We start from the raw sequence: 25,727 nt of genomic DNA on the forward strand, positions 1-25,727 counted from the left end.
GCAAGTCAGTCCCACCCCTTCCCATCCCGAACAGGACCGTGAAATGACTCTGCGCCGATGATAGTGCTGCAACCAGTGTGAAAGTAGGTTATCGTCAAGCTAGTTATATAGAAAAAGCCCCTTCCGGCGAAACCGGTTGGGGCTTTTTTGCGTCTGGCGTAACGAAATACAGATACAAAAAAAGCCCCGGGAAGGGGCTTTTCATCGTGAGCAGTGCTTAGAAGTGGTAAGCCGCTTTGACTTCGATGTAGTTGATGCCGGTGTTCGGCTTTTTATAGCCACCGTTCGAGAAGTGCTGGACCTTGGCGCCTACTTCCCATTTGTTGTCGAACACATAGCCTACGCCGATGTGGTCGCCAAACTGGAACAGGGTCGACAGACGATAGGTGTCGTTGTTGTACAGGTCGGACAGGCGGTGTACGCCGATGCCGCCTTCGTAGTACATGCCCTTCTTGTTATCGTTCTGGAAGCGGAACACTGGGGTGAAGCCGATATCCCACAGGTTCTTGTCGTTACCCGAAATATTCATATACTGTTTCTGCTGCCAGAAGCCGACGCTGGCTTCCCAGTAGCCGCTCAGGTGGGTGCCGTTCGACTGGAACCATTGAACGTTCCAGTCTTTGGCCACGCTCAGGCGTTCCATGCGGACTTTAGCGGCGGTACCATAGTCGATCGACACGGAGTCGATCAGTTTGTCGTCCGCGTAAGCGCTTTGAGCGACAACCAGGGCGGCAGCCACTGCCATCATTGTTTTTGCAAACATAGTATCCTTGTAAGGTTTTGGAGTGCTGTATCTTCAGAATTTATACGGCTAGCCAGTGATTGTACCGGTGTTCGGAAAATAATTCAGGAGTGACATTGTCTGCGCAAATTACCTTCTTAGGCATAGGCTTGATGGGAGATCCGATGGTACGGCGCCTGCTGGCGGCTGGCCATCCGGTGACGGCATGGAACCGTACGCACGCCAAAGCAGAGGCGCTGACCGCAGCTGGCGCGCGTGCGGTGGCGGACCTGGCCGAGGCGGTGCGCGATGCGCACGTGGTCATCTCTATGCTGGAGGCAGGTCCGACCGTGGCGACGGTGCTAAACGCGGCCTTGCCGGCCTTGGCGCCGAACGCGCTGTGGATTGATATGAGCTCGACGCAGCAGGCGGAGGCGCAAGCCTTTCACGCGCTGCTGGCCGCGCAGAGCAAGCGCTTCATTGATGCGCCAGTGTCGGGCGGCGTTGGCGGCGCGGCAGCGGGCACGCTGGCGATTATGGCGGGCGGCAGTGCGGCAGATTTCGCCGAGGCTGAGCCGGTGCTGTCGGCCATGGGCCGCGCTACCCTGGTGGGGCCAGCGGGCAGTGGCCAGGTGGCCAAGCTATGCAATCAGCTGATCGTGGGCGCCACCATCAATATCGTCGCGGAGGCCATGCTGCTGGCGCAGGCTGCAGGCGCAGATCCGGCAGCGATGCGCGCCGCGATACGTGGCGGCTTTGCCGAGTCGAAGATACTGGATGTGCATGGTCAGCGCATGCTGGAGCGGAATTTTGTCGCCGGCGGCAAGGTAACCACGCAGCTCAAGGACCAGCGCAATATCCTGGCGGCGGCGGAAGCGGCTGGTATTGTGTTGCCGCTCACGGAACTGGTGACGGCGCGTTACATGACGCTCGCAAAGTCGATACCGCAAGCGGATCACTCGGCCGCGCTGATCGGCCTGGAGCAGCTGAATCCGGGGCAGCGCGTCGGCACCGCCCCGGACAAATTAGGCTGACGGCAAACTGGCTTCGACCAGCTTGACCCAGAAGCTGGCGCCGACTGGCAGCAGGTTGTCGTTGAAGTCGTAGCTGCCGTTGTGCAGCACGCACGGGCCGAGGCCGTGGCCGCCCGTACGGTGATCGCCCTCGCCATTGCCGATGAAGATGTAGCAGCCTGGTTTGGCCTGCAGGAAGTAGGCGAAATCTTCAGCGCCCATAGTCGGCTCGACATCGTCATCCACCTTGTCGGCGCCGACCACCGCCTTCATCACTTCGACCGCGAACCTGGTTTCCTTCGCGTGGTTCACCAGCGGCGGGTAGTTGCGGCGGAACTTGAACTCCACTTGCGCACCAAAGGCGGCGGCCGTATGTACCGCCACTTCCTCCATGCGCTTTTCGATCATGTCCAGCACCGGCGCCGTGAAGGTACGCACGGTGCCAACCATTTTGGCTTCATCGGGAATCACGTTGGTGGCGCTGCCCGCGTGGATCTGCGTCAGCGACAGCACGGCGGTATCGAGCGGGCTTTTCTGGCGGCTGATGATGGTCTGCCAGCTCTGTGCAATCTGCACTGCCGTCATGACCGGGTCGATACCCTTGTGCGGTTGCGCCGCATGCGCGCCCTTGCCTTTGACCGTGACGTAGAACTCATTACTGGAGGCCATCATCGGGCCTTCGCACACGCTCATGTGGCCGGCCGGGATGCCTGGCCAGTTGTGCATGCCGTAGATGGCGTCCATCGGGCACTGCTCGAACAGGCCGTCCTCAATCATGCGCTTGGCGCCTGCACCGCCTTCTTCTGCAGGCTGGAACACCAGGTAGACGGTGCCATCGAAATTGCGGTTCTCGGCGAGGTGTTTGGCTGCGCCCAGCAACATGGTGGTGTGGCCATCGTGGCCGCAGGCGTGCATCTTGCCGGGATGGCGCGAGGCGTGTTCGAAGGTGTTCACTTCCTGCATCGGCAGGGCGTCCATGTCGGCGCGCAGGCCGATGGCGCGCTCCGACGTGCCGTTCTTTATGATGCCCACCACGCCGGTCAGGCCCAGGCCGCGGATGACGGGAATACCCCATTCGGTCAGCTTGGCAGCGACCACCTCGGAAGTGCGCTGCTCTTCGTAGCAAAGTTCAGGATGGGCGTGCAAATCACGCCGGATCTGCTGCAGTTCGGATTGAAATGCAATAATGGGATCGACCAGTTTCATGCTGCTTCTCCAGTATTCTGTTCGCTTGCTTTTTGGGCATCGAGAACAGCCATTGTAGCCCTTGTCGGCGGAGTTAAGCCAGCCTGCGCGCAATGGTTTACGATACTGTTTTCTGCATATGCTTCCTTGGATTTTCTGACATGACAACCACACAAGTCCGCGCAGCCTGCCCGCTCGACTGCCCCGACACCTGCGCGCTGCTGGTGACGGTGGAAGACGGCGTCGCCACCGCGGTCAAGGGCGATCCTGACCATCCGACTACTGCCGGTGTGCTGTGCACCAAAGTGTCGCGCTACACCGAACGCACCTATCACGAAGACCGTTTGCTCTACCCCTTGAAGCGCGTGGGCAAAAAGGGCGAGGGCAAGTTTGAGCGCATCAGCTGGGACGAGGCGCTGGACACCATCGCTGCGCGACTGAAGCCGATTGCGGAACGCGCACCGGAAGCGATCCTGCCGTATAGCTACTGCGGCACCATGGGCTTGATTCAGGGCGAGTCGATGTCGTCGCGTTTCTTCAACCAGATCGGCGCGTCGCTGCTGGACCGTACTATCTGCGCGATGGCTGGCGCCACCGGCTACAAGTACACCATCGGTGGTTCCATCGGCACGGACATGGAGCAGTTCCAGAACGCCAAGCTGCTGATCATCTGGGGCGGTAATCCAATTGCGTCCAACCTGCATTTCTGGACCCGTGCGCAGGAAGCCAAGCGCAATGGCGCCAAGCTGATTGCGATTGACCCATACCGCTCGCTGACGGCGGAGAAGTGCCACCAGCATATCGCGCTGCTGCCTGGCACGGATGCCGCGCTGGCACTGGGCATGATGCATGTGCTGATCAAGGAAGACTTGCTGGATCATGACTACATCGCGCAGTACACGCTGGGCTTTGAAGAATTGAAGCAGCGCGCGGCCGAATGGTCGCCTGAGCGTACGGCAGAAACCTGCGGCATCACCGTGGAGGAAGTCGTGGAGTTTGCGCGCCTGTATGGCAACACGGCCAGGGCTGGCGAGCCGGTAGCGATCCGCACCAACTACGGCGTGCAGCGCGTGCGCGGCGGCGGTATGGCGGTGCGTAACATCGCCTGCCTGCCAGCGCTGGTGGGGGCGTGGCGTCATCCGGCGGGTGGCGTGCAGCTGTCGTCCAGCGGCTCCTTCCCGACCAACAAACCCAGGCTGCAGCGCACGGACTTGCTGAAGAAGATCCCACGCACCATCAACATGACCACGATCGGCGACGACCTGCTGCGGCCTGCATCGCCTTCATTTGGTCCGGCGGTGGAAGCGGTCATCGTCTACAACTCCAACCCGCTGGCGATTGCGCCGGATTCGGACAAGGTGATGCGCGGCTTCCTGCGCGAAGACCTGTTCACGGTGGTGCTGGAGCACTTCCAGACTGACACGGTGGACTATGCCGACATCGTGCTGCCGGCCACCACGCAGTTGGAGCACATGGATGCACACACCTCCTACGGCCACCTGTACATGATGGCCAATAACGCTGCCATCGCGCCGATGGGCGAGTCCAAACCGAACACGGAAATCTTCCGCCTGCTAGCAGCGAAGATGGGCTTTGACGACCCATGCTTCAAGGAGAGCGACGACGAACTGGCCGCGCAGGCCTTCAACGCGCAGGACGTGCGCGCCATGGGCTTTGACTGGGACGCCTTGAAGCAGAAGGGCTGGCAGAAACTGAACATGCCTGCGGCGCCGTTCGCGCAAGGCGGCTTCCCTACGCCATCGGGCAAGTGCGAGTTCTATTCCGCGCAGATGGAGGCCGATGGTCTCGATCCGCTGCCGGCGTACCTGCCGCCCTATGAATCGGTGACCAGCAATCCAGAACTGGCGGCGCGCTATCCGCTGGCGATGATTTCTCCGCCGGCGCGCAACTTCCTCAACTCCACCTTCGTCAACGTCAAGAGCTTGCGCTCGGCGGAAGGCGAGCCGCATCTGGATATCCATCCCGAGGACAGTGCGACGCGTGGCATCGCCAACGGCGACATGGTCCGCATCTTCAATGACCGCGGCTCCTTTGTGGCCAAGGCGCGCGTGACCGACAAGGCGCGTGCGGGCCTGGTTGTCGGCTTGTCAGTGTGGTGGAAAAAACTAGCCACGGATGGCAAAAACGCCAATGAGGTTACCAGCCAACAGCTGACAGATATGGGCCGTGCGCCGACTTTTTACGATACACTGGTACAGGTCGAAAGGGTTGCTGCTTAAGGTGATGTATGCGCAATATTGCACGCCGGGTTCTCCGTACCAGATACTGGTTGGCGGCGGCGTGCGTGTCCGCCATGCTGGCCGGCTGCGCGCAATTCAAGTACTACATGCAGGCCGCACAAGGCCAGTACTCGCTGTGGTCGGACGCCCGTCCGATCGATGACTGGCTTGGCGACCCAAGCACCGATCCCCAACTGCGCGCCCGCCTTGAGAAGGCCCTGCTGATCCGCAAATTCGCGGTCAGGGAACTGGGCCTGCCGGATAACGCCAGCTACAGAAACTACGCTGCCTTGTCGCGCCCCTTCGTGCTGTGGAATGTGGTGGCGACGCCGGAGCTGTCGCTGCGGCCGATCCAGTGGTGCTTCCCGATTGCCGGCTGCGTGAGCTACCGCGGCTACTACAGCAAGGAGGATGCGCAGGCTTATGCCGACGAGTTGCGCAAGGAAGGCAACGACGTGCAGGTCGGCGGCGTGCCGGCCTATTCCACGCTGGGCTGGTTCAGCGATCCGCTGCTGTCTACCTTCATCAATTACTCCGATGCCGAATTGGCGCGCATGGTGTTCCACGAGCTGGCGCACCAGGTGGTGTATGTGCCGGGCGATTCGCAGTTCAACGAGGGCTTTGCTACCGCAGTGGAGGAGGCCGGCGTGGCGCGCTGGCTGGAGCTGTATGGCACCGATCCGATGCGCGAAGCCTATACGCGTTACAACGCGCGCCGCCAGGATTTTCTGGCGCTGTTGGTGCGGCACCGCAAAATGCTGGCCGACCTGTATGCCAGCAAAACCAGCACCCGTCACAAGCGCGCCGAGAAGGCCCGCATCTTCGCCCACCTGAAATCCGACTATCTCAAGCTCAAGGAAAGCTGGGGCGGTTACGCCGGTTACGACCGCTGGTTTGCCGAGCCGCTGACCAATGCCCACCTCAGCGCGGTGGGAACTTACCACGATTATTTACCGGCCTTCCGCGTGTTGCTAAAGCAGGAACGAACGTTCGTGCGTTTTTATGGTGCGGTGCAAAAATTGGCAACTCTTGATGTAGGTCAACGCCGACAGCAGTTGGACCTCTTGGGCCGTCCTGCGATGCTCAATGCGGAAGGGACCAAGGAAGCGCCACCAGTGGCAGAAGGCGTGCATTGACGCTGCATTGCAGCATGAAAAGCCGTTAGAACAGGCGTTCTAATTATGGTTAAATGCGCTTGCGTACGAGCGTGCTGCCCGATAGCATCACATTATCAGTAAGCTCTACAAGTTCGCTTAGACGAACGGCTTGCCCTGAACCGGCACTGTGCGCCGGCCTTACAACGATAATATTCGAGACAAGAGGCACAGGATGGAGAAAATCTGGTTGCAGTCGTACCCGCCCGGCATGCAGACCGAAGTGGATACGAGTCAGTACCGCTCGCTGGTGCAGTTGCTGGAAGAGTCCTTCCACAAATACGCGAACCGCAATGCGTATGTCTGCATGGACAAGTTCCTCACCTATGCCGAAGTCGACGCTTATTCCAAGCGCCTGGGCGCCTGGCTGCAAAGCCGTGGCCTGAAACCGGGCGCGCGCGTGGCCATCATGATGCCGAACGTGCTGCAGTATCCGATCGCGATTGCCGCGATCCTGCGCGCGGGCTACACGGTGGTCAACGTCAATCCGTTGTACACGCCGCGCGAGCTGGAACACCAGCTCAATGACTCGGGCAGCGAAGCGATCATCATTCTGGAAAATTTTGCGACCACGCTGGAGCAGGTGCTGGGACGGACCCAGGTCAAGCACATCGTGGTGGCCAGCATGGGCGAGATGCTCGGCGGTCTGAAAGGCATGCTGGTCAACTTCGTGGTGCGCAGCGTCAAGAAGATGGTGCCGGCGTTTTCGCTGCCGAATGCGGTGCGCTTCAAGGATGCGCTGTCGCAGGGCGGCGGCATGAAGCTGACGCCAGTGGAGCGCCAGTACAACGATCCGGCCTTCCTGCAATACACGGGCGGCACCACGGGCGTGTCGAAAGGCGCGACGCTGACGCACCAGAACATCGTCGCCAACCTGCTGCAAAGCGAGGCCTGGTCGCAGCCGGCGCTGGGCGGTTCGGACGAGCAGGTGACGATTGTGTGCGCGCTGCCGCTGTACCACATCTTTGCGCTGACGGCCTGCGCAATGTGGGGCACGCGGGTGGGCGCGCTGAACATCCTGATTCCGAATCCGCGCGACATCGGCGGCTTTATCAAGGAGCTGGCGAAGTACAAGTTCAACATGCTGCCGGCCGTGAATACGCTGTACAACGCGCTGCTGAACCATCCAGACTTTGTGCATCTGGACTTCTCGGCGCTGAAGATCTGCAATGGCGGCGGCATGGCGGTGCAGCAGGCGGTCAATGACCGCTGGCTGAAAGCGACGGGCGTGTCCATCATTGAAGGTTACGGCTTGTCCGAGACTTCGCCGGTGGCCACCTGCAACCGCGCGGACAGTACCGCCTTTACCGGCACCATTGGCTTGCCGGTGCCATCGACCGACATCGCCATCCTGGATGACGATGGCAACGAAGTGGCGCTGGGCGCCGCGGGCGAAATCGCGATCCGCGGCCCGCAGGTGATGGCGGGCTACTGGAACCGTCCGGATGAAACGGCCAAGGTGATGACGCCCGATGGCTTCTTCAAATCGGGCGACGTCGGCGTGATGGATGCCAGCGGCTATGTGAAAATCGTCGACCGCAAGAAGGACATGATCCTGGTCTCCGGCTTCAACGTGTATCCGAATGAGCTGGAGGGCGTGATTGCGGCGCATCCGGGCGTGCTGGAATGCGCGGCGATCGGCGTGCCGGATGACTACTCGGGCGAAGCGGTCAAAGTATTCGTGGTCCGCAAGGATCCGAACCTGACCGAGGCCGAGCTGATGGCCTACTGCAAAGAACAACTGACCGGCTATAAAAAGCCGAAATACATTGAGTTCCGCGAGGAGCTACCCAAAACCAATGTCGGGAAAATCCTGCGCCGCATGCTGCGCGACGAAGCCCCCGGCGAAAAGAAAAAGGCTGCATAAAGATGGATAAGATTTGGCTGAAGTCGTACCCCGAAGGCGTACCGGCGGAAATTGATAACACCCAATACCGCTCGGTCACGCATCTGCTGGAAGAATCGTTCCGCAAGTACGCAGACCGCAACGCCTTCGTGTGCATGGACAAGTTCCTGACCTACGGCGAGCTGGATCAACTGTCGCAAAAAATGGGCGCCTGGCTGCAAAGCAAAGGCCTGCAACCGGGCGCGCGCGTCGCCATCATGATGCCGAACGTGCTGCAGTATCCGGTGGCCATGGCTGCTGTGCTGCGCGCCGGCTACACGGTGGTCAACGTCAACCCGCTGTACACCCCGCGCGAGCTGCAGCACCAGCTGGTGGACTCCGGTTCTGAAGTCATCATCGTGCTGGAAAACTTTGCCACCACCGTGCAGCAGGTGCTGCCGCAGACGCCGGTCAAGCACGTGATCGTGGCGAGCATGGGCGACCTGCTGGGCGGCCTCAAAGGCACGCTGGTCAACTTCGTGGTGCGCCACGTGAAGAAGATGGTGCCGGCCTTCTCGCTGCCAGGTTCGGTCTCGTTCAAGCAGGTGCTGGCCGAAGGTGGACGCCTGTCGCTGCAGCCGGTCAAGCTGGGCCACGACGACATCGCCTTCCTGCAGTACACCGGCGGTACCACGGGCGTGTCGAAAGGCGCGATCCTGCTGCACCGTAACGTCATCTCCAACGTGCTGCAGAACGAAGCCTGGCTGCAGTTCAAGCAGTCGCCGGAACAGATTGTGTTTGTGTGCGCGCTGCCGCTGTATCACATCTACTCGCTGACCATCAGCGCCTTCATGGGCATGCGCATGGGCGGCCTGAATCTGCTGATCCCGAATCCACGCGATATTCCAGGTTTCGTCAAAGAGCTGGCCAAGTACCGCGTGGCCGTGTTCCCGGCCGTGAACACGCTGTATAACGCGCTGCTGAACAATGCCGATTTCGCCAAGCTGGACTTCTCTTCCTACTCGGTGTGCAACGGCGGCGGCATGGCCGTGCAAAAGGCGGTGGCGGACCGCTGGCTGAAAGTGACCGGCACGCCGATCATCGAAGGCTACGGCTTGTCCGAGACCTCGCCGGTGGCCACCGCCAACCGCGTCGATATCAAGGAATTTACCGGCACCATCGGCCTGCCGATTCCATCGACCGAGGTGGCGATCCTGGACGACGACGGCAATCCGCTGCCGCTGGGCTCAACCGGCGAAATCGCAATTCGCGGCCCGCAGGTCATGGCGGGCTACTGGAACCGTCCGGACGAGACTGCCAAGTCGATGACTGCCGATGGCTTCTTCAAGACCGGCGACGTTGGCATCATGGACGAGAAGGGCTTTACCCGCATCGTTGACCGCAAGAAGGACATGATTATTGTGTCCGGCTTCAACGTCTATCCGAACGAAGTGGAAGGCGTGGTGGCAGCGCACCCAGGCGTGCTGGAAGTGGCGTGCATCGGCGTGCCGGACAAGAACTCGGGCGAGGCCGTGAAACTGTTCGTGGTGCGCAAAGACCCTAACCTGACTGCCGAAGAGCTGCTGGACTTCTGCAAGCATGAACTGACCGCGTACAAAAAACCGAAGTACATCGAGTTCCGCGACGAGCTGCCGAAGACCAACGTCGGCAAGATTCTGCGCCGCCAGCTGCGCGACGAGAAAGCCGCAGCATAATCAGCAAAGGGCCAGTTCACATCCGGCTGGCCCTTTTTCTTTATGGTTTGCGGATGCAAGCGAGCCTGCGGGCGCGCATTGCGGCAGCCAGTCGGTGTCGCACCTCCTGCTGGTGATCGATATAGCCTTCGACATTGGCTTTACGGACGCAGTCAGCCCAGTGCTGATCGTCCACTTCCTGTAACCGTTCAAACTCAGTCAGCGACAGCACGACCACCGCAGCGTGATCGGTCTGTTCCACTACGACGGTTTGCGTCAGAGCCTGGTGCAGGTAGCGATCCAGCTCGTCAGCGATTTCATTGCCTGATACTTTCAACATGAAGCACCTCCATTCAGGTGGTCTAGCCAGTATAGGCTGGAGATGCTTCTTTTCAAGCTTGGTCTAAACAGGGTTGAAAAGACAACAATCACTTGGTGACAACACCGGGACGGTCGCTGTGTACCACGAATTGGGCGGCGCGGGCGATGGGGCTGGCGGGGTTGTGGACATCGTCCAGTGCGAGGAAATGGGCGGTGGTATCGGCGGGCGTGAGGGTCAGCAGCATGTAGCCGCGTTTGTCGCTGCGGCCATATTTGATGCTGTGGTTCATCGAGACGTATTGTTCGGTGCGCGCCTGCGGGCGCGACGGCGAGGTGATCGAGGTGCCGCAGAATTCTGTGGCCAGCACCGGGTTGGCCGGCGAGGCCGGGCGCGAGGGATTGCGCGGCAGGTCGCAGGCAAAGAAGCTGTGGACGTCGCCCGACAGGATCAGCGGATTGCTGGCGCGGCTTGTGTGCAGCGTGTCGAACAGTTGCTGGCGTGCCCTCGGGTAGCCATCCCAGCCGTCAGTCCAGAAACGGCCGTCGCCTTCCCGCAGGATGGGCAGCTGGCTGTTCTGCGCCATCAGCGTTTGCTGGGCCAGGATGTTCCAGCGCGCCGGCGACGAGGACAGCCCTTGCGCCAGCCATTGTTCCTGCTCCTTGCCCAGCATGCTGCGGCTGCGGTCCTGCAGCGCCGGGCAATCGCGCAACAGCACGGAGCTGGAACCGCCGCGCCCGTGAGGCGGGCAGGCGTGATAGGCGCGGTACTGGCGGTCGTCCAGCACGTGGAAGCGCGCCAGCTTGCCCCAGTCGTAGCGCTGGTAGATACGCATGTGGGCGAAGTCGCCAGGCCTGGCGCGCAGCGGCATGTGTTCGTAAAAGGCCTGGTAGGCGGCTGCGCGCCTGTCGATGAAGCGCGGATCGAGGCGTTCGTCGCGGTCGTTGCCGTAGTCGTTGGCGACTTCGTGGTCGTCCCAGGTAACGATCCACGGTGCGGCCTGGTGCGCCGCTTGCAGGTCGCGGTCGGTTTTGTACTGGGCGTACCGTGCGCGGTAGTCAGCCAGGGTAAAGCTCTCAGATGCCCGTATGGCGGCCTTGGGATGCTGCAGCTGGTATGGTCCCCACTCGTAGATGTAATCGCCCAGGAAGGCCACCAGATCGGGCGCAGCGGCCGTGATGTGGCGATGGGCGGCATAGCTGCCGAATTCCCAGTGCTGGCAGGAGGCTACGGCTAGCTTGAGCTGCCGCGGCATGGCGCTGGCGGCGGGCGCGGTGCGCGTGCGGCCGGTGGCGCTGACGGCATCGCCCAGCATGAAACGGTACCAGTACCAGCGGTCCGGCTGCAAACCGGTGACATCGACATGGACGCTGTGCGCCAGCTCGGGCGGCGCACTGGCTGTCCCTTGGGCGACGATGCGGCGGAAATGCTCGTCCCCGGCCATTTCCCAGCGCACGCTGAAGGCGATGGGCGGCATGGCGGCGGCGTTGAGCGGGTCGTACAGCACGCGGGTCCAGATCACCACCGCATCCGGCAGCGGCGAGCCGGAAGCCACGCCGAGCGTGAATGGGTAAGCTGTGCTGCGGTTCTGTGCGCGCCCCGCGCTGGCGCTGGTCAGCGCGGCCAGCGCACCCAGGCGGCTGGCAGTGGCGAGGAAGATGCGGCGGTGGTCGTCCATGCGGCAGGCCGCGATGGCTTACGGATGGATCAGCGTTTCAATCGGCGGCACTTTGCGCGGCTTGCGGTCGGAGTCGGTGGCGACGTAGGTCAGCGTGGCTTCGGTAACTTTGACGGTATTGGCTTGCAGGCGGTTGCGCTCCGCATACACTTCGACCTGCACGGTAATGGACGTATTGCCAACCTTGACAATATCAGCATAGAACGACAGCAGGTCGCCGACAAACACCGGGTTCTTGAACACGAAGGAGTTCACCGCGATGGTGGCAACGCGGCCATTGGCGCGGCGCGTGGCGGGCAGCGAGCCGGCAATGTCCACCTGGGCCATGATCCAGCCGCCGAAGACGTCACCGTAGACGTTGGCATCGGAAGGCGCTGGCATCATGCGCAGTTCCGGCATCTTCCCGGCTGGCAGGCCGCGATTGATGGTGTTGACGGTGGGGATTTGGGGCGTGGTCATCTTGATTTCTCTTCAGCGGGCTACAATTAACGGGATTGAACCATAAAAAGCCAATATCCGCCATGCGCCGTTATCCGAATACTCCACCAGCCACTGCCAGCAATACCGCTCCTGCCCGTAGCGATATCGCCACCCTGAAAACCCTGATTCCCTACCTGTGGGTCTATAAATGGCGCGTGCTGCTGGCGCTGGGCTGCCTGGTCGGCGCCAAGCTGGCCAACGTCGGCGTGCCGGTGGTGATGAAGAAGCTGATCGATGCATTGACGATCACGCCATCCCATCCGCAGGCCTTGCTGGTGCTGCCACTGGGTGCGCTGGCGGCGTACGGCGTGTTGCGCGTGTCGACCACGCTGTTCACCGAGCTGCGCGAGTTCCTGTTTGCGCGCGTCACGCAGCGCGCGGTACGTACCATCGCGCTCAAGGTGTTCCGCCATCTGCACGCGCTGTCGCTGCGCTTCCACCTGAACCGCCAGACCGGCGGCATGACGCGTGATATCGAACGCGGCACGCGCGCAGTCGGTTCGCTGATTTCGTACACGCTGTTTAACATTCTGCCGACGCTGGTGGAGATCACGCTGGTGCTGGGCTATCTGGTCACGCACTACGATATCTGGTTCTCGGTGATTACCCTGGTGGCGCTGGTGTCGTACATCACCTTCACCATCATGATTACCAACTGGCGCACGCACTTCCGCCGCACCATGAATGAGCTGGACTCCAAGGCCAACACCAAGGCCATCGATTCGCTGATCAACTACGAAACGGTGAAATACTTCGGCAACGAAGACTACGAGGCCAAGCGCTATGACGAAGGCTTGCAGCGCTACGAAAGCGCGGCCGTCAAATCGCAGACATCGCTGTCCTTGCTGAACACGGGCCAGTCGCTGATTATCGCGGTGGCGGTCACGCTGATCCTGTGGCGCGCAACGGTCGGCGTGATCGCGGGCACGATGACGCTGGGCGACCTGGTGCTGGTCAACTCCTTCATGATCCAGCTGTACATTCCGCTCAACTTCCTGGGGGTGATCTACCGCGAGATCAAGCAAAGCCTTGCGGATATGGAAAAGCTGTTTTCGCTGCTGGATCAGAACAAGGAAATTGCCGACGCGCCGGAAGCGCAGCCGCTGGTCACGCATGGTGCGCAGGTGCGCTTCAATCATGTGGACTTCAGCTATGAGGCCAAGCGCCAGATTCTGTTTGACGTGGACTTCACCATCGCGCCCGGCACCACGACGGCGGTGGTAGGGCATAGCGGCTCCGGCAAGTCCACTTTGTCGCGCCTGCTGTTCCGCTTCTACGAGGTGAATGCGGGCGGCATCACCATCGATGGCCAGGACCTGCGTTCGCTGACACAGGACTCGGTGCGCCACGCCATCGGCATCGTGCCGCAGGATACGGTGCTGTTCAACGACACCATCGAATACAACATCGCTTATGGCAAGCCGGGCGCCACGCATGAAGAGATCGTGGCTGCCGCGCGCGCCGCATCGATCCATGACTTCATCGACAGTCTGCCGGATGGCTACCAGACCATGGTCGGTGAGCGTGGCCTGAAACTGTCCGGTGGCGAGAAGCAGCGCGTGGCGATTGCGCGCACGCTGCTGAAGAATCCGGCCATCCTGATTTTCGACGAAGCCACGTCGGCGCTGGATTCGAAAGCGGAGCAGGCGATTCAGGCTCAGCTCAAGGAAATCTCGCGCACGCGCACGACGATGGTGATTGCGCACCGCCTGTCAACGGTGGCGGATGCGCAGCAGATTATCGTGCTCGATCATGGCCGCATTGTTGAACGTGGTACGCATCAATCGCTATTGGCAGCGAACGGTCTGTATGCTCAAATGTGGGAACGCCAGCAGGCCAAGGCGGATGAGGAAGAAACGATCAATATAGTTTAACTTTTCAAGGATACGACCATGAAGTCTCGTTTTGTACTGGGAGCTGTGACCGCCATGCTGGCATGCGTGCAAAGCGCTTACGCTGCCGACCCAACCGAACAGCAGTTCCGCGCCCTGTACAAAGAGCTGGTCGAAACCAATACCACGCTGTCGTCCGGCAGCTGCACGCTGGCGGCCGAGCGTATCGTGGCGCGCATGAAGACGGCAGGCTTCCCGGAATCCGATCTGCACATCTTCACCGCGCCGGACCATCCGAAAGAGGGCGGCCTGGTGGCCGTGCTGCCGGGGCGCGATCTGAAAGCGAAACCGATCCTGCTGCTGGCGCACATCGACGTGGTGGAAGCCAAGCGCGAAGACTGGGTGCGTGATCCGTTCACGCTGATCGAAGAAGACGGCAAGTTCTATGCGCGCGGCGCGGTGGACGACAAGGCGCAAGCTGCCATCTGGGCTGACTCGCTGATCCGCTTCAAGCAGGAAGGCTACAAACCACGTCACACCCTGAAGATGGCGCTGACGTGTGGCGAAGAGACGTCCGGCGCATTCAACGGCGCGGAGTGGCTCAGCAAGAATCGCCGTGACCTGATCGATGCCGGGTTTGCGCTGAATGAAGGTGCGGGCGGTGAATTGAATGCGGCCGGCAAGCGCGTGTCGATGACGGTGCAGGCGGGCGAGAAGGTGTCGCAGAACTACCGCCTGGAAGTGATTAACCGCGGCGGCCATAGCTCGCGTCCCATGAAGGATAACGCCATCTATCACCTGGCTGGCGCGCTGACCAAGGTGCAGGGCTATGAGTTTCCGATTCAGCTGACTGATGGCAGCACGGGCTATCTGAATGCGATGTCGAAGATCCAGCTGTCGGCAGGTCACAAAGACATCTCGGATGCCATGCTGGCGGTGGTGAAGAACCCGGGCGATGTCAAAGCCGTATCGACGGTATCGAGCGCCGACCCTAGCTGGGCCGCGATGCTGCACACCACCTGCGTGGCGACCATGCTGGATGCCGGCCACGCCACCAACGCGCTGCCACAGCGCGCCCGCGCCAACGTCAACTGCCGCATCTTCCCGGGCGTGACGCAGGAGACGGTCCGTCAGGCACTGGTGAAGGCGATTGAGGATCCGGCGGTAAAGGTGGAGACGCTGGAGATCCGTGGCGAGAATTCAGCGCCACCGGTGCTGACACGCGCCATCATGGAGCCGGTCGAGAAGCTGACTGCGAAGATGTGGCCAGGCGTGCCGGTGCTGCCCATCCTGCAATCCGGCGCGACGGACGGCCAGTTCCTCAACGCAGCCGGTATCCCGACCTACGGCATCAGCGGCATCTTTCTGACGCCGGACCTGGGCAATATCCACGGCCTCAACGAATACATCGGCGTCCAGTCCCTGATGGACGGCCGCACCTTCCTGCACGAACTGGTCAAAACCTACGCCGAGCAGAATTAAAGCTCTTTGTTGCGATGGCTGCCAAGCCGTGCAGCCATCGTATGTTCCAACGCTCCCGCTCGCTTGCTGTGCGCCGCCGCAAGGCGCATCATGACCATACAGACTAATCTCCGATGACATTCATAACCACGGAGGGCATATGTCTGACTTCTACAAATATTTCAAAGAAAACATGGATGCCTTGGGCTTGCCCGCACCTGAAAGCTTGTTTGGAAATATGCAGTTGGCGCTGGGAGCCGCCTCAACGCTTGTTGGGCTGGTTGAGAAGTTTGGCAAAAAAGTGACCGTGATGGAAATGGTAGGAGCGGGTATCCGTGGGGAAAAGCTGGCGGTTGTCGCTGCTATGAGCGCCTCAATTTATGTTGGCGCAGTAATTGGCAGTATTGCTGTTGCAACTGGACGGAGCCTGGCTGGCGGGCTTTCATTAGCTGATGTGCTGCTCAACGCTCAGATGAATCATTTACATCGTCCTTGGCTACCATCAGTTCTGATACGCCATCCAGAGATTTATAAGCGGAGGAATAAATGAAAGACGGATTGATGTTGCTGATTACTGCGCTGCTTTGCGCTGGTGCATCGGTGCTATTTTTCAGATTCTTTGGAAGCGACGCGCTGAACGCCATTGTGCTGATCTCACTGATCGCGGCGCTTGCCGATAATGCGCGCTTGCGGCGCAGGCTAAGGGAAATGGGCGCGAAACCGGAAGGTAAGCGAACCTGGTTATGATAAAAAAAAGCCACCGCGAGGTGGCTTTTTGGTTGATGCTTATGCCGTTTTCGGCGGGTCCATCTCGCCTTCCCACTTGGCGACGACGGCGGTGGCGATGCCGTTGCCGATGACGTTGGTTGCGGAGCGCGCCATGTCGAGGAAGTGGTCGATGCCCAGCAGCAGCAGCATGCCGGCTTCCGGAATGTTGAACTGGCCCAGCGTCGCCGCAATCACCACCAGCGATGCGCGCGGTACGCCGGCCATGCCTTTGGAGGTCAGCATCAGCACCATCATCATGGTCATCTGCTGGCCCAGCGACATTTCAATGCCATATGCCTGGGCGATGAACACGGTGGCGAAGGTGCAGTACATCATCGAGCCGTCCAGGTTGAACGAGTAGCCGATTGGCAGCACGAACGAGGCGATGCGGTTGCGCACGCCGAAACGCTCCAGGCCTTCCAGCGTTTTTGGATAAGCCGCTTCGCTCGATGCGGTCGAGAAGGCCAGCAGCGCCGGGCTGCGCATTTCCTTCATCAGCGCGAACACGCGGCCTTTGAGGAACAGGAAGCCAATGAAGATCAGCAGCGCCCACAGCAGCGCGATGCCGAAGTAGAACTCGGCCATGAACACGCCGTAGGTCGACAGTACGCCCAGGCCGCTCTTGGCGATGGTGCCTGCCACGGCCGCAAACACGGCAAACGGGGCAAATTTCATCACATAGCCGGTGACTTTCAGCATCACGTGGGCAACGCCGTCCAGCGCTTCAATCAGCGCGTTGGCTTTCTGGCCAATGGCTGCCGCTGCCGAACCGAAGAACAGCGAGAAAATCACGATCTGCAGGATTTCGTTCTTGGCCATACCGTCGACGATCGACGATGGCACCAGGTGGGTGACGAAATCTTTCAGGGTCAGGCTGGAGGTTGCCAGGTCAGCCTTGGCGGCGGTGGCGGCCATGTGGCCCAGCAGCGCGTCGCCGGGACGGAACAGGTTGACCAGCACCAGACCCAGGCTCAGCGACATCAGCGAGGCGAGGAAGAACCAGCCCAGCGTTTTCACGCCAACCCGGCCCACTGCCGACGCATCGCCCATCTTGGCAATGCCGCACACCAGCGTCGAGAACACCAGCGGCGCGATAATCATCTTGATCAGGCGCAGGAACAGCGTGGTAATCAGCGCCATGGTATCGGCAAAGCCGGCCGGATGTTCCAGATTGGTATTGGCGAAGTAGCCTGTAATGATGCCTAGCACCAGTCCAATCAGGATGTACGTAGTCAATCGGCTTTGTTTATTCATGTTTTTGGGTTTCCTGTGGTAGTGTCTCTCTGGGCCTGCGCATGGGGCGGGATGGCCGCCGTTGCGGTCTTCTTGGCGTGGCGACAGCCGGTTGTTGGGTGCGCCGACTGCTGAAACTCTTGGCAAGTTCCGCAGTATCCTTGTGGGCAAGGGCGCTGTCAAGCGCGCAGAATGCCGCGTATACAGGGCTGCGGGGCGGACAGAATATTCTTTTTACCTATGATCGAAATTACAAATATCAGCAAGTGGTACGGGCAATTCCAGGTGTTGAAGGACTGTAGCACCCGGGTGGAAAAGGGCGATGTGATGGTGATTTGCGGCCCGTCCGGCTCCGGCAAGTCCACCCTGATCAAGACCGTCAACGGGCTGGAACCGTTCCAGCAGGGGCATATTACCGTGGACGGCACGGCGGTCGGCGCCAAGGGCACGGACCTGCCGGCGCTGCGCGCGCGTATCGGCATGGTGTTCCAGAATTTTGAGCTGTTCCCCCATCTGTCGGTGCGCGACAACCTGACGCTGGGCCAGATCAAGGTGCTGGGCCGCAGCGACGAGGAGGCCACGGCGCGCGGCTTGCAGTACCTGGACCGGGTCGGCCTGCTGGCGCAGCAGGATAAATTCCCGAGCCAGCTGTCGGGCGGCCAGCAGCAGCGCGTGGCCATCGCCCGCGCGCTGGCCATGGACCCGATCGCCATGCTGTTTGACGAACCGACCTCGGCGTTGGACCCGGAAATGATTAACGAGGTGCTCGACGTCATGGTCGGCCTGGCGCAGGAGGGCATGACCATGATGGTGGTCACCCACGAAATGGGCTTTGCCCGCAAGGTCGCCAACCGGGTGGTGTTCATGGACCAGGGCCGCATTCTGGAAGACAGCAGCAAGGACGAATTTTTCCACGCGCCGCAAACCGAGCGCGCGCGCGATTTCTTGGCTCGTATAATTCACTGATGAAAATTTCTATTAAGCAATTAAGTGGCGCGATGCTGGCGCTGGGACTTCTGAGCGCCGCGCATGCGGCAGACAAGATCGCTGCCGACCTGGTGCTGACCAAGGCGACGCTGATCGATGTGGCGAGCGGCAAGGCTGTCAAAGGCAAATCGGTGGTGCTCAAGGGCGACACGATCCTGGCGGTGGTGGATGACAAGCAGCTGTCCCACTATGCAGCCAAAAAAACCATCAGCCTGCCGGGCAAGTATGTGATGCCGGGCCTGTGGGACACGCATGTGCACTTTGGCGGCGGTCCGGCGCTGATCGACGAGAACAAGCATTTGCTGCAGCTGTATCTGGCGTATGGCATCACGGCCGTGCGCGATTGCTCGGGCGACCTGCCGGACACCGTGCTGCAGTGGCGCGACCAGGTGAACGCAGGCCAGCTGGAAGGGCCGACCATCTTTACCTCGGCGGCCAAGCTGGAAGGCTATAAGCCGCTGTGGAAGGGCACGATTGAAGTCGGCACGCCGGAAGAAGTCAGCCGTGCGCTCGACAAGCTGCAAGGCCAGAAGGTGGACTTCGTCAAGATCACCGAAAACACGCTGAAGCCGGAGATTTATCTGGAAGCGCTGCGCCAGGCCAAGGAACGCGGCATGCGTACCTCGGGCCATATTCCGGTGCAGCTGACCCTGGCCACCATGTTTGATGCGGGACTGGGCACGGTCGAGCACCAGTCCTATCTGCTGCGCGCGGCCACGCCCAAAGAGAAAGAGCTGACCGATCAGGTTGCTGCAGGCACCATGACCGGCAAGGAAGCCATGAAGCAAAGCCTGGCGACCTATGATGAGGCAACGGCGCGTGCGTCGTTCCGCTACATGGCATCCAAGGGCACGGCCGTGGTGCCGACCCTGTCGGTGTCGCGCGTGGTGGCGTATCTGGACCATGACGACCACGCGCATGACGAAGCTTTGCAGTACATCGGCAAAGGCCTGCGTGCTACCTACGATTGGCGCGTACAGCGCGCGGCGCAGGATGATGCGGCGGCCATCGCGCAGCGCAAGGCGGTGTTTGAGAAAGCCGCCTCGCTGCTGCCTATCCTGCAACAGGAAGGCGTAAGCATCATCGCCGGCACGGACGCGGGCTTCCTGAATTCATATGACTATCCCGGCCAGGCGCTGCATGACGAAATCGGCCTGTACGTGAACTACGGCCTGACGGCGCCGCAAGCGCTGCAAACGGCCGTGATCAACGGTCCGCGCTTCCTTGGCAAGCTGGACCGCTACGGCGCGCTGGAAGCCGGCAAGGCCGCCGACGTGCTGGTGCTGGACGCCAATCCGCTGCAAGACATTGCGGCCACGCGCAAGATCCGCACCGTCATCAGCCGGGGCAGCGTTTATGACCGCAAGCGCCTGGACAAAATCCTGGCCGACACCAAGGCCTGGGCGGCGCAGACCACAGCGGAGTAAGCGCCAACCGCCGTGCGAAAAGCGGCATAATGTCGGTTTGATAATTAACTGAGACCGTCATGCCGCTATTGCGCTCCCTGTTTTTCTGCCTGATCTGGTTAGCCTCTGCCGCCAGTGCGGCGGAGGTGTTCCCGGCCGGTGCGCCGATGCGCGGACCGGTGAGTTTTATTTATGCGGTGTATTACGCCACGCCGCCGGCCAGCAAGCCGTTGGCGGTACTGGCGGAGGTGGATGCCAGACAGGGCAACAAGATCAAGCTGGTGCAGAGTTTCCCCAAGGAGCTGACCCAGCCGCTGGCCGTGGCCAGCTGGGTGGACACCGCGCAAAAGACCTACACGCCGCCGGACCTGCAGCACATCAAATACTTTGGCCGTGGCCTGACGCCCGCGCAGGCGGAGGCATTGCAGCAAGCCCAGCATGTGCTGTCGCTCGAGTTTGCCATGCCGGCCACGCCGACCTACGCCGGCCAGCAAGCCGCCGACCGCCTGGTGCTCCAGGTCGCCGAGCAGACCCAGGGCCTGATCTGGGACGAAGAAACCCGTGAAATCTTCACCCCCGATGCGTGGCGCAAACGCCATGTCGACAGCTGGCAGGGTGATACGCCCAATGCGCTCACGCAAACCGTCATCCACGCCTATCAGGGCGACAAAATGCTGCGCGCCATTACGCTGGGCATGGCCAAGTTCGGCCTGCCGGACGTGGTGGTGAACGATTTTTCGCGCTCGAACAACGCCCAGGTCGGCAATGCCATCGTGGCGCTGTCGCAAGCCATGGTGGAAGGCCAGTCCGTCGGCCAGGATGGCACGGTGACGCTGAGTCTGAACAAGCTCAAACACGAGGACGTCAAAAGCGCGCAACTGCATACCTCAAAGCCCAATGCCAAACCCAGCGTACAGCTTGCGCTGTACAAGAGCAAACCGGATCAGGGCGACCCACAAAATCGCCTGCTGGAACTGGGTTTTGAACGTTATCCCGGCCCTGACCGTTACGCGCGGCAGGTCGCGCTATTCATGGAACTATATGGCTTCAGCGATGATGTTCAGAAAATCAAACACACCGACGCCATACTCGCCGCCAGCAAGGCCGCCAAGGCAAAGCTGCCTGCGCTGCGTACCGCCTTCAATGCCGGCCTGAAACCGGGTGAGTACCTGCTGGTCAAAGCGCCGTTTGCGACGCCTGACCAGCGCAACGAATGGATGTGGGTGGAAGTGACCCAGTGGCGCGACAAGCAAATCACCGGCCTGCTCAACAATGAACCTGCCCAAATTCCGACGCTGCATAGTGGTCAAATTGTCAAGGTGTCGATGGACGATGTGTTCGACTACATCCACCGCTACGGCGACGGCAAAGAGGACGGTAACGAGACCGGTAAGCTCATGGAAGCCCAGTACGCTGGCAAAAAAGACGCACAAAGCAGGTAAAATATCGGCTATTCGCATTTGATAGCCTGAAAGCCCGCCGCCATGTCCGACCTCGAACAAACTCCATCCAGCATTACCATCATCCGTCCAGACGACTGGCATTTGCACTTGCGCGATGGCGCCACGCTGGCCAGCGTGCTGCCGCACAGCGCCCGCCAGTTCGGCCGCGCGATTGTGATGCCGAATCTGAAACCGCCGGTCACCACCACCGAGGCGGCAGTCGCCTATCGCGAGCGCATCCTGGCGGCGCTGCCGGAAGGCATGTCGTTCGAACCGCTGATGACGCTCTACCTGACCAACAACACGCAGCCGGATGAGATCCTGCGCGCGCAGGAGAGCGGCGTGGTGCACGCGGTCAAGCTGTACCCGGCCGGCGCCACCACCAACTCGGACGCCGGCGTGACCGATCTGTCCAACTGCTACAAGGTGCTGGAGAAGATGCAGGAAGTCGGCATGCCGTTCCTGGTGCACGGCGAAGTCACCGACCAGGACATCGACCTGTTCGACCGCGAGGCAGTGTTCATCGAGCGCGTGATGCGCCCGCTGCGCCGCGACTTCCCGGCGCTGAACATCGTGTTCGAACACATCACCACCAAGCACGCCGCGCAGTACGTGGCGGAAGCGGAAGGCCCGATTGCCGCGACCATCACCGCCCACCACCTGCTGTACAACCGTAATGACATCTTCAAGGGCGGCATCCGTCCGCACTACTACTGCCTGCCAGTGCTGAAGCGTGAAGAGCACCGCCTGGCGCTGGTGACGGCGGCCACCAGCGGCGACGAGCGCTTCTTCCTCGGCACCGACTCGGCGCCGCACGCCCAGGGCGCCAAAGAGGCAGCCTGCGGTTGCGCCGGCTGCTACACCGCGCTGCATGCGATGGAGCTGTATGCCGAAGCCTTCGAACGCGCCGGTGCGCTGGACAAGCTGGAAGCTTTCGCCAGCCTGAATGGTCCGGCCTTCTACAATCTGCCGGTCAACGAAGGCAAGATCACGCTGAAGCGCGAGCAGTGGACGCTGCCGGAAGCCCTGCCGCTGGCAGACCAGCAAGTGATCCCGCTGAACGCCGGCGAAACCATCAACTGGAAAATGGTTTAAGCAGTGCTGGACGCAGTCGACTGGTCGCGCCCCTGGTACGAGTCCGTACGCGGCGCGGCTGGCTGCCTGTCGGCGCAAGCCCACTTCCGCGATGAATTCAGCAAGCAGGCCGCCGCGCTGGGCCTGCGCAATCACCTCGGGTTGCCGATTTCGTTCGTGCCGCAGGAAGATCTGCCGGAGGGGACCGCATACGAAGAGCACATCGGCGCCAGCGGCTGCGTGCCGACCCGCGACAACTTCCACGATTTCTTCAACGGCCTGGTATGGCTGACCTTCCCGCGCATCAAAGTGCAGCTGAACGCCTTGCAGGCGGCGCAGATCGCGCAGGATGGCGTCGGCAAATCGCGCGGCCCCGCGCGTGATGCCGCGACCATCTTCGACGAGAACGCAGCCCTGCTGGTGGCACGCGATAACGCAGACGGCCATGCACTGATTGATGCGCTGCGTGCGCATCGCTGGCAGGAAGCATTCCTGGCGCGCCGCGCGCAATGGGGGACGGATGCCCAGGTCTGGCTGTTCGGCCACGCGCTGATGGAAAAGCTGGTCGCGCCGCGCAAGGCCATGACCGCGCATACGCGCATCGTGCTGGCCAGCGACGCATTCTTCATGCTGGACCACGAAGGCCGCCGCGCATGGCTGGATGCCAAAGTCGCGCAGCAACTGGTGGACGAGGAATTGACCACCTCCAGCTTCACGCCGATGCAGGCGCTGGGTGTGCCTGGCTGGTGGCCGGAGCAGGACCAGGCGTTCTATGCCGACGCAACGGTGTTCCGCCCGAAACGCGTAAGCGCAGTAAAATAATCCGCTCGACATCAACCAACTCGCCGCCGACGCGGCAGAAAGTGCACGCCATGACGCAGCCAATCCGCTGGGGTATTCTGGGCACCGGCAAAATCGCCAAAGCCTTCGCTACTGCATTGAAGGACACGCCCGATGCCCAACTGGCCGCCGTTGCTTCGCGCACTGTAGATAGCGCTAACACCTTCGCGCAGGCGTATGGCGCCGGGCGTGCCCACGGCAGCTATCAGGCGCTGGCCGATGATCCTGACGTCGATGTCATCTACATCGGCACGCCGCACCCCATGCACCACGAGAACGCGCTGATGTGCCTACACGGCGGCAAGGCGGTGCTGGTGGAGAAGTCGTTCACCATGAACCGCCGTCAGGCCGAAGACATCATCAATCTCGCGCGCGCGAAAAAACTGTTCGTGATGGAAGCCATGTGGACCCGCTTCATGCCGGCCATTGTGGAAGCCAAGCGCATCGTCGACAGTGGCGAGATCGGCAAGCCGGCCAATGTCAGCGCCGATTTCGGTTTCACGTCGGATGCCGGCCCGGAGCACCGCCTGTTCGCGCCGGAGCTGGGCGGCGGCGCGCTGCTGGACCTGGGCATCTATCCGCTGTCGATGGCGTCGTACTTCCTCGGTCCTGTCACGGGCGTCAAGGCGCAGGCGGAGATGACGGCCACCGGCGTCGATATGCAGACCGCATTCACCTTGCAGCATAAAGGCGGCGCCGTGTCGGCCTGCTCGTGCAGTCTGCGTTCGCGCACGCCGACCGAATTGACCATCTCCGGCACCAAGGGCTTTGTGCGCCTGCATGACCGCTTCCATAGCACGGACAGCATCAGCGTTACGCTGGTGGACGGCGGCTCGCGCAGCGAGCGCACCATCACGCTGCCAAAAAGCGGCAATGGCTACACGCACGAAGCGCAGGAAGTTGGCCGCTGCCTGCGCGCAGGCCTGATCGAAAGCCCGGTGATGCCGCATGAAGAAACCCTGTCCATCATGGGCGCACTCGACGAAATCCGCGCGCAGATCGGCCTGCGTTATCCATCCGACGAGTAGGGCGTCTCAAGCGCGGTTGGCGCGAACTGGTTAAAATCGGGGAATATGATTTTAATAACCGGGGATAGACCATGTTCACCGCCGACCGCGCACCCTCCTTGAAAACCGTGCTGCTCGCCACTGGCGTCGTGCTGACGCTGGCCATGGGCGTGCGCCATGGCTTTGGCTTCTGGATGCAGCCGATCTCCCAGGCCAACGGCTGGACGCGCGAGACCTATTCGCTGGCGCAGGCGATGCAGAATCTGATGTGGGGCGCGTTTGGTCCGTTCGCCGGCATGGCGGCCGACCGCTTCGGCACCATGCGCGTGGTGCTGGTGGGCGCCGTCTCGTACATGCTTGGCCTGGTGTGGATGGCGACGATCACGCATCCGACCATGTTCGTGCTGGGCTCCGGCGTGTTTATCGGCATAGGCCTGGCGTGTACCGCGTTCGGCGCGGTGAGCGGCATCATTGGCCGTGTGGCGCCGGTGGAAAAGCGTTCATGGGCGTTTGGTATTTCCGGCGCGGCCAGCTCGTTTGGCCAGTTCATGATGATGCCGATTGAACAGCAGCTGATTTCCGCCCTCGGCTGGCAGAGCGCCTTCTACATCCTGGGCGGCCTGATCGTACTGCTGATGGTGCCGATGGCCTTCCATCTGCGCGAGCCTGCGGTGACGCATGCACACGGCCCGCAGCAAAGCATCCGCGAGGCGGCCAGCGAGGCGCTGGGGAACCGCTCCTTCCTGTTCCTGTTGAGCGGTTATTTCGTCTGCGGCTTCCAGGTGGTGTTCATCGGCGTGCATTTGCCCGCGTATCTGAAAGATAAGGGCATTGCCAATCCAAGCGTGGCGGTGATGGCGCTGGCGCTGATAGGTTTGTTCAACATCTTCGGTTCCTATTACGCGGGCAAGCTGGGTGGACGCTTCCCCAAACGCTACCTGCTGTCGACGATTTACTTCTCACGCTCCGTGGTGATCTCGCTATTCCTGCTGGCGCCATTGATGCCGGCATCGGTGTACCTGTTTGCGGCGGCGATGGGTGTGCTGTGGCTGTCCACGGTGCCGCTTACCAACGGCATCATCGCCGGCGTGTTTGGCGTCAAGCATATGTCCATGCTGGCCGGGATCGTCTTCTTCTCGCACCAGCTGGGCAGCTTCCTGGGCGTATGGCTGGGCGGTTATCTGTACACCAGCACCGGCAGCTATGACATCGTGTGGGGCATCGCGATAGCGCTGGGCGTGATGTCCGGCCTGATCAACCTGCCGATCAGCGAACGCCCAGTGGTGCGCGCACAGGCGGCATGATGAAAACCTGGCTGCTGCGCGCCATCGTGGCCGTGGTGCTGGCGCTGATCTTCGCGGCATATCT

General features: G+C 61.2%; 22 protein-coding genes and 1 rRNA gene. 17 read left to right on the plus strand and 6 right to left on the minus strand.

Annotation, left to right across the window (positions count from 1 at the left end; all coding sequences use genetic code 11):
• Positions 1-100, plus strand: a 5S ribosomal RNA gene (gene rrf / locus GTP58_RS14955); the annotation flags it as partial.
• Between the two features lie 117 nt (positions 101-217).
• Here rrf and GTP58_RS14960 read toward each other — a convergent pair.
• On the minus strand, positions 218-763 hold the full coding sequence (locus tag GTP58_RS14960) for an acyloxyacyl hydrolase (RefSeq protein WP_072791074.1): 546 nt from the start codon (positions 761-763) through the stop codon (positions 218-220).
• Positions 764-858: 95 nt separating this feature from the next.
• On the opposite strand from GTP58_RS14960, the gene GTP58_RS14965 reads away from it, so the two are divergent.
• Complete coding sequence (locus GTP58_RS14965) at positions 859-1,755, plus strand: NAD(P)-dependent oxidoreductase (protein WP_161078166.1); 897 nt, start codon at positions 859-861, stop codon at positions 1,753-1,755.
• Here GTP58_RS14965 and GTP58_RS14970 read toward each other — a convergent pair.
• Complete coding sequence (locus tag GTP58_RS14970; protein ID WP_161078167.1) at positions 1,747-2,940, minus strand: M20 aminoacylase family protein; 1,194 nt, start codon at positions 2,938-2,940, stop codon at positions 1,747-1,749. The two genes, GTP58_RS14965 and GTP58_RS14970, sit on opposite strands and share 9 nt — an antisense overlap.
• 140 nt (positions 2,941-3,080) lie before the next feature.
• On the opposite strand from GTP58_RS14970, the gene GTP58_RS14975 reads away from it, so the two are divergent.
• The 4 genes from GTP58_RS14975 (at position 3,081) to GTP58_RS14990 (ending at position 9,853) form a co-directional block, all read left to right on the plus strand.
• Positions 3,081-5,159, plus strand: a complete 2,079-nt coding sequence (locus tag GTP58_RS14975; RefSeq protein ID WP_161078168.1) for a molybdopterin-dependent oxidoreductase — start codon at positions 3,081-3,083, stop codon at positions 5,157-5,159.
• 8 nt (positions 5,160-5,167) lie between these two features.
• A complete protein-coding gene (locus GTP58_RS14980) occupies positions 5,168-6,295 on the plus strand; it encodes an aminopeptidase (RefSeq protein ID WP_161078169.1) in 1,128 nt (375 codons plus the stop codon).
• Between the two features lie 193 nt (positions 6,296-6,488).
• On the plus strand, positions 6,489-8,180 hold the full coding sequence (locus GTP58_RS14985; RefSeq protein ID WP_161078170.1) for a long-chain-fatty-acid--CoA ligase: 1,692 nt from the start codon (positions 6,489-6,491) through the stop codon (positions 8,178-8,180).
• Between the two features lie 2 nt (positions 8,181-8,182).
• The gene (locus tag GTP58_RS14990) at positions 8,183-9,853 is read left to right on the plus strand and encodes a long-chain fatty acid--CoA ligase (RefSeq protein WP_161078171.1); all 1,671 of its coding nucleotides are present in this window, start codon (positions 8,183-8,185) and stop codon (positions 9,851-9,853) included.
• Between the two features lie 40 nt (positions 9,854-9,893).
• Here the strand turns inward: GTP58_RS14990 and GTP58_RS14995 are convergent, their stop codons facing one another.
• The 3 genes from GTP58_RS14995 to GTP58_RS15005 form a co-directional block, all read right to left on the minus strand.
• On the minus strand, positions 9,894-10,172 hold the full coding sequence (locus GTP58_RS14995; RefSeq protein ID WP_072791052.1) for a hypothetical protein: 279 nt from the start codon (positions 10,170-10,172) through the stop codon (positions 9,894-9,896).
• A gap of 88 nt (positions 10,173-10,260) precedes the next feature.
• Positions 10,261-11,829 (minus strand): alkaline phosphatase, encoded by a 1,569-nt coding sequence (locus GTP58_RS15000; RefSeq protein WP_161078172.1) that lies wholly within the window; start codon positions 11,827-11,829, stop codon positions 10,261-10,263.
• 18 nt (positions 11,830-11,847) lie between these two features.
• Positions 11,848-12,288, minus strand: coding sequence for an acyl-CoA thioesterase (locus GTP58_RS15005; protein WP_072791047.1), 441 nt, complete (start codon positions 12,286-12,288; stop codon positions 11,848-11,850).
• A gap of 62 nt (positions 12,289-12,350) precedes the next feature.
• Here GTP58_RS15005 and GTP58_RS15010 point away from each other — a divergent pair, with 62 nt between their 5' ends.
• The 4 genes from GTP58_RS15010 (at position 12,351) to GTP58_RS15025 (ending at position 16,349) form a co-directional block, all read left to right on the plus strand.
• The gene (locus GTP58_RS15010; RefSeq protein ID WP_072791044.1) at positions 12,351-14,183 is read left to right on the plus strand and encodes an ABC transporter ATP-binding protein/permease; all 1,833 of its coding nucleotides are present in this window, start codon (positions 12,351-12,353) and stop codon (positions 14,181-14,183) included.
• An 18-nt stretch (positions 14,184-14,201) separates the two neighbouring features.
• Entirely contained in the window at positions 14,202-15,623 is a 1,422-nt protein-coding gene (locus GTP58_RS15015; protein ID WP_161078173.1) for a M20/M25/M40 family metallo-hydrolase, read from the plus strand.
• Positions 15,624-15,762: 139 nt separating this feature from the next.
• A complete protein-coding gene (locus tag GTP58_RS15020; RefSeq protein WP_161078174.1) occupies positions 15,763-16,152 on the plus strand; it encodes a hypothetical protein in 390 nt (129 codons plus the stop codon).
• The gene (locus GTP58_RS15025; protein WP_072791036.1) at positions 16,149-16,349 is read left to right on the plus strand and encodes a hypothetical protein; all 201 of its coding nucleotides are present in this window, start codon (positions 16,149-16,151) and stop codon (positions 16,347-16,349) included. Before GTP58_RS15020 ends, GTP58_RS15025 begins: the two co-directional genes overlap by 4 nt.
• A gap of 39 nt (positions 16,350-16,388) precedes the next feature.
• Here the strand turns inward: GTP58_RS15025 and GTP58_RS15030 are convergent, their stop codons facing one another.
• Positions 16,389-17,624, minus strand: coding sequence for a dicarboxylate/amino acid:cation symporter (locus tag GTP58_RS15030; protein ID WP_072785518.1), 1,236 nt, complete (start codon positions 17,622-17,624; stop codon positions 16,389-16,391).
• A gap of 219 nt (positions 17,625-17,843) precedes the next feature.
• On the opposite strand from GTP58_RS15030, the gene GTP58_RS15035 reads away from it, so the two are divergent.
• From GTP58_RS15035 to GTP58_RS15065, 7 genes are all read left to right on the plus strand, one after another.
• The gene (locus GTP58_RS15035; protein ID WP_161078175.1) at positions 17,844-18,569 is read left to right on the plus strand and encodes an amino acid ABC transporter ATP-binding protein; all 726 of its coding nucleotides are present in this window, start codon (positions 17,844-17,846) and stop codon (positions 18,567-18,569) included.
• Positions 18,569-20,017, plus strand: a complete 1,449-nt coding sequence (locus tag GTP58_RS15040) for an amidohydrolase family protein (RefSeq protein ID WP_161078176.1) — start codon at positions 18,569-18,571, stop codon at positions 20,015-20,017. The genes GTP58_RS15035 and GTP58_RS15040 overlap by 1 nt, the downstream gene beginning before the upstream one ends.
• Before the next feature lie 59 nt (positions 20,018-20,076).
• Entirely contained in the window at positions 20,077-21,438 is a 1,362-nt protein-coding gene (locus GTP58_RS15045) for a DUF2314 domain-containing protein (RefSeq protein ID WP_161078177.1), read from the plus strand.
• A gap of 42 nt (positions 21,439-21,480) precedes the next feature.
• Positions 21,481-22,533 (plus strand): dihydroorotase, encoded by a 1,053-nt coding sequence (pyrC, locus tag GTP58_RS15050; RefSeq protein ID WP_161078178.1) that lies wholly within the window; start codon positions 21,481-21,483, stop codon positions 22,531-22,533.
• Between the two features lie 3 nt (positions 22,534-22,536).
• Positions 22,537-23,334 (plus strand): DUF3025 domain-containing protein, encoded by a 798-nt coding sequence (locus GTP58_RS15055; protein ID WP_161078179.1) that lies wholly within the window; start codon positions 22,537-22,539, stop codon positions 23,332-23,334.
• 50 nt (positions 23,335-23,384) lie between these two features.
• A complete protein-coding gene (locus GTP58_RS15060; protein WP_161078180.1) occupies positions 23,385-24,380 on the plus strand; it encodes a Gfo/Idh/MocA family protein in 996 nt (331 codons plus the stop codon).
• Positions 24,381-24,451: 71 nt separating this feature from the next.
• On the plus strand, positions 24,452-25,663 hold the full coding sequence (locus GTP58_RS15065) for an MFS transporter (protein WP_161078181.1): 1,212 nt from the start codon (positions 24,452-24,454) through the stop codon (positions 25,661-25,663).
• Positions 25,664-25,727: the final 64 nt, after the last annotated feature.

Origin of the sequence: Duganella sp. CY15W (assembly GCF_009857555.1) — a bacterium.
Classification (GTDB): domain Bacteria; phylum Pseudomonadota; class Gammaproteobacteria; order Burkholderiales; family Burkholderiaceae_D; genus Rugamonas; species Rugamonas sacchari.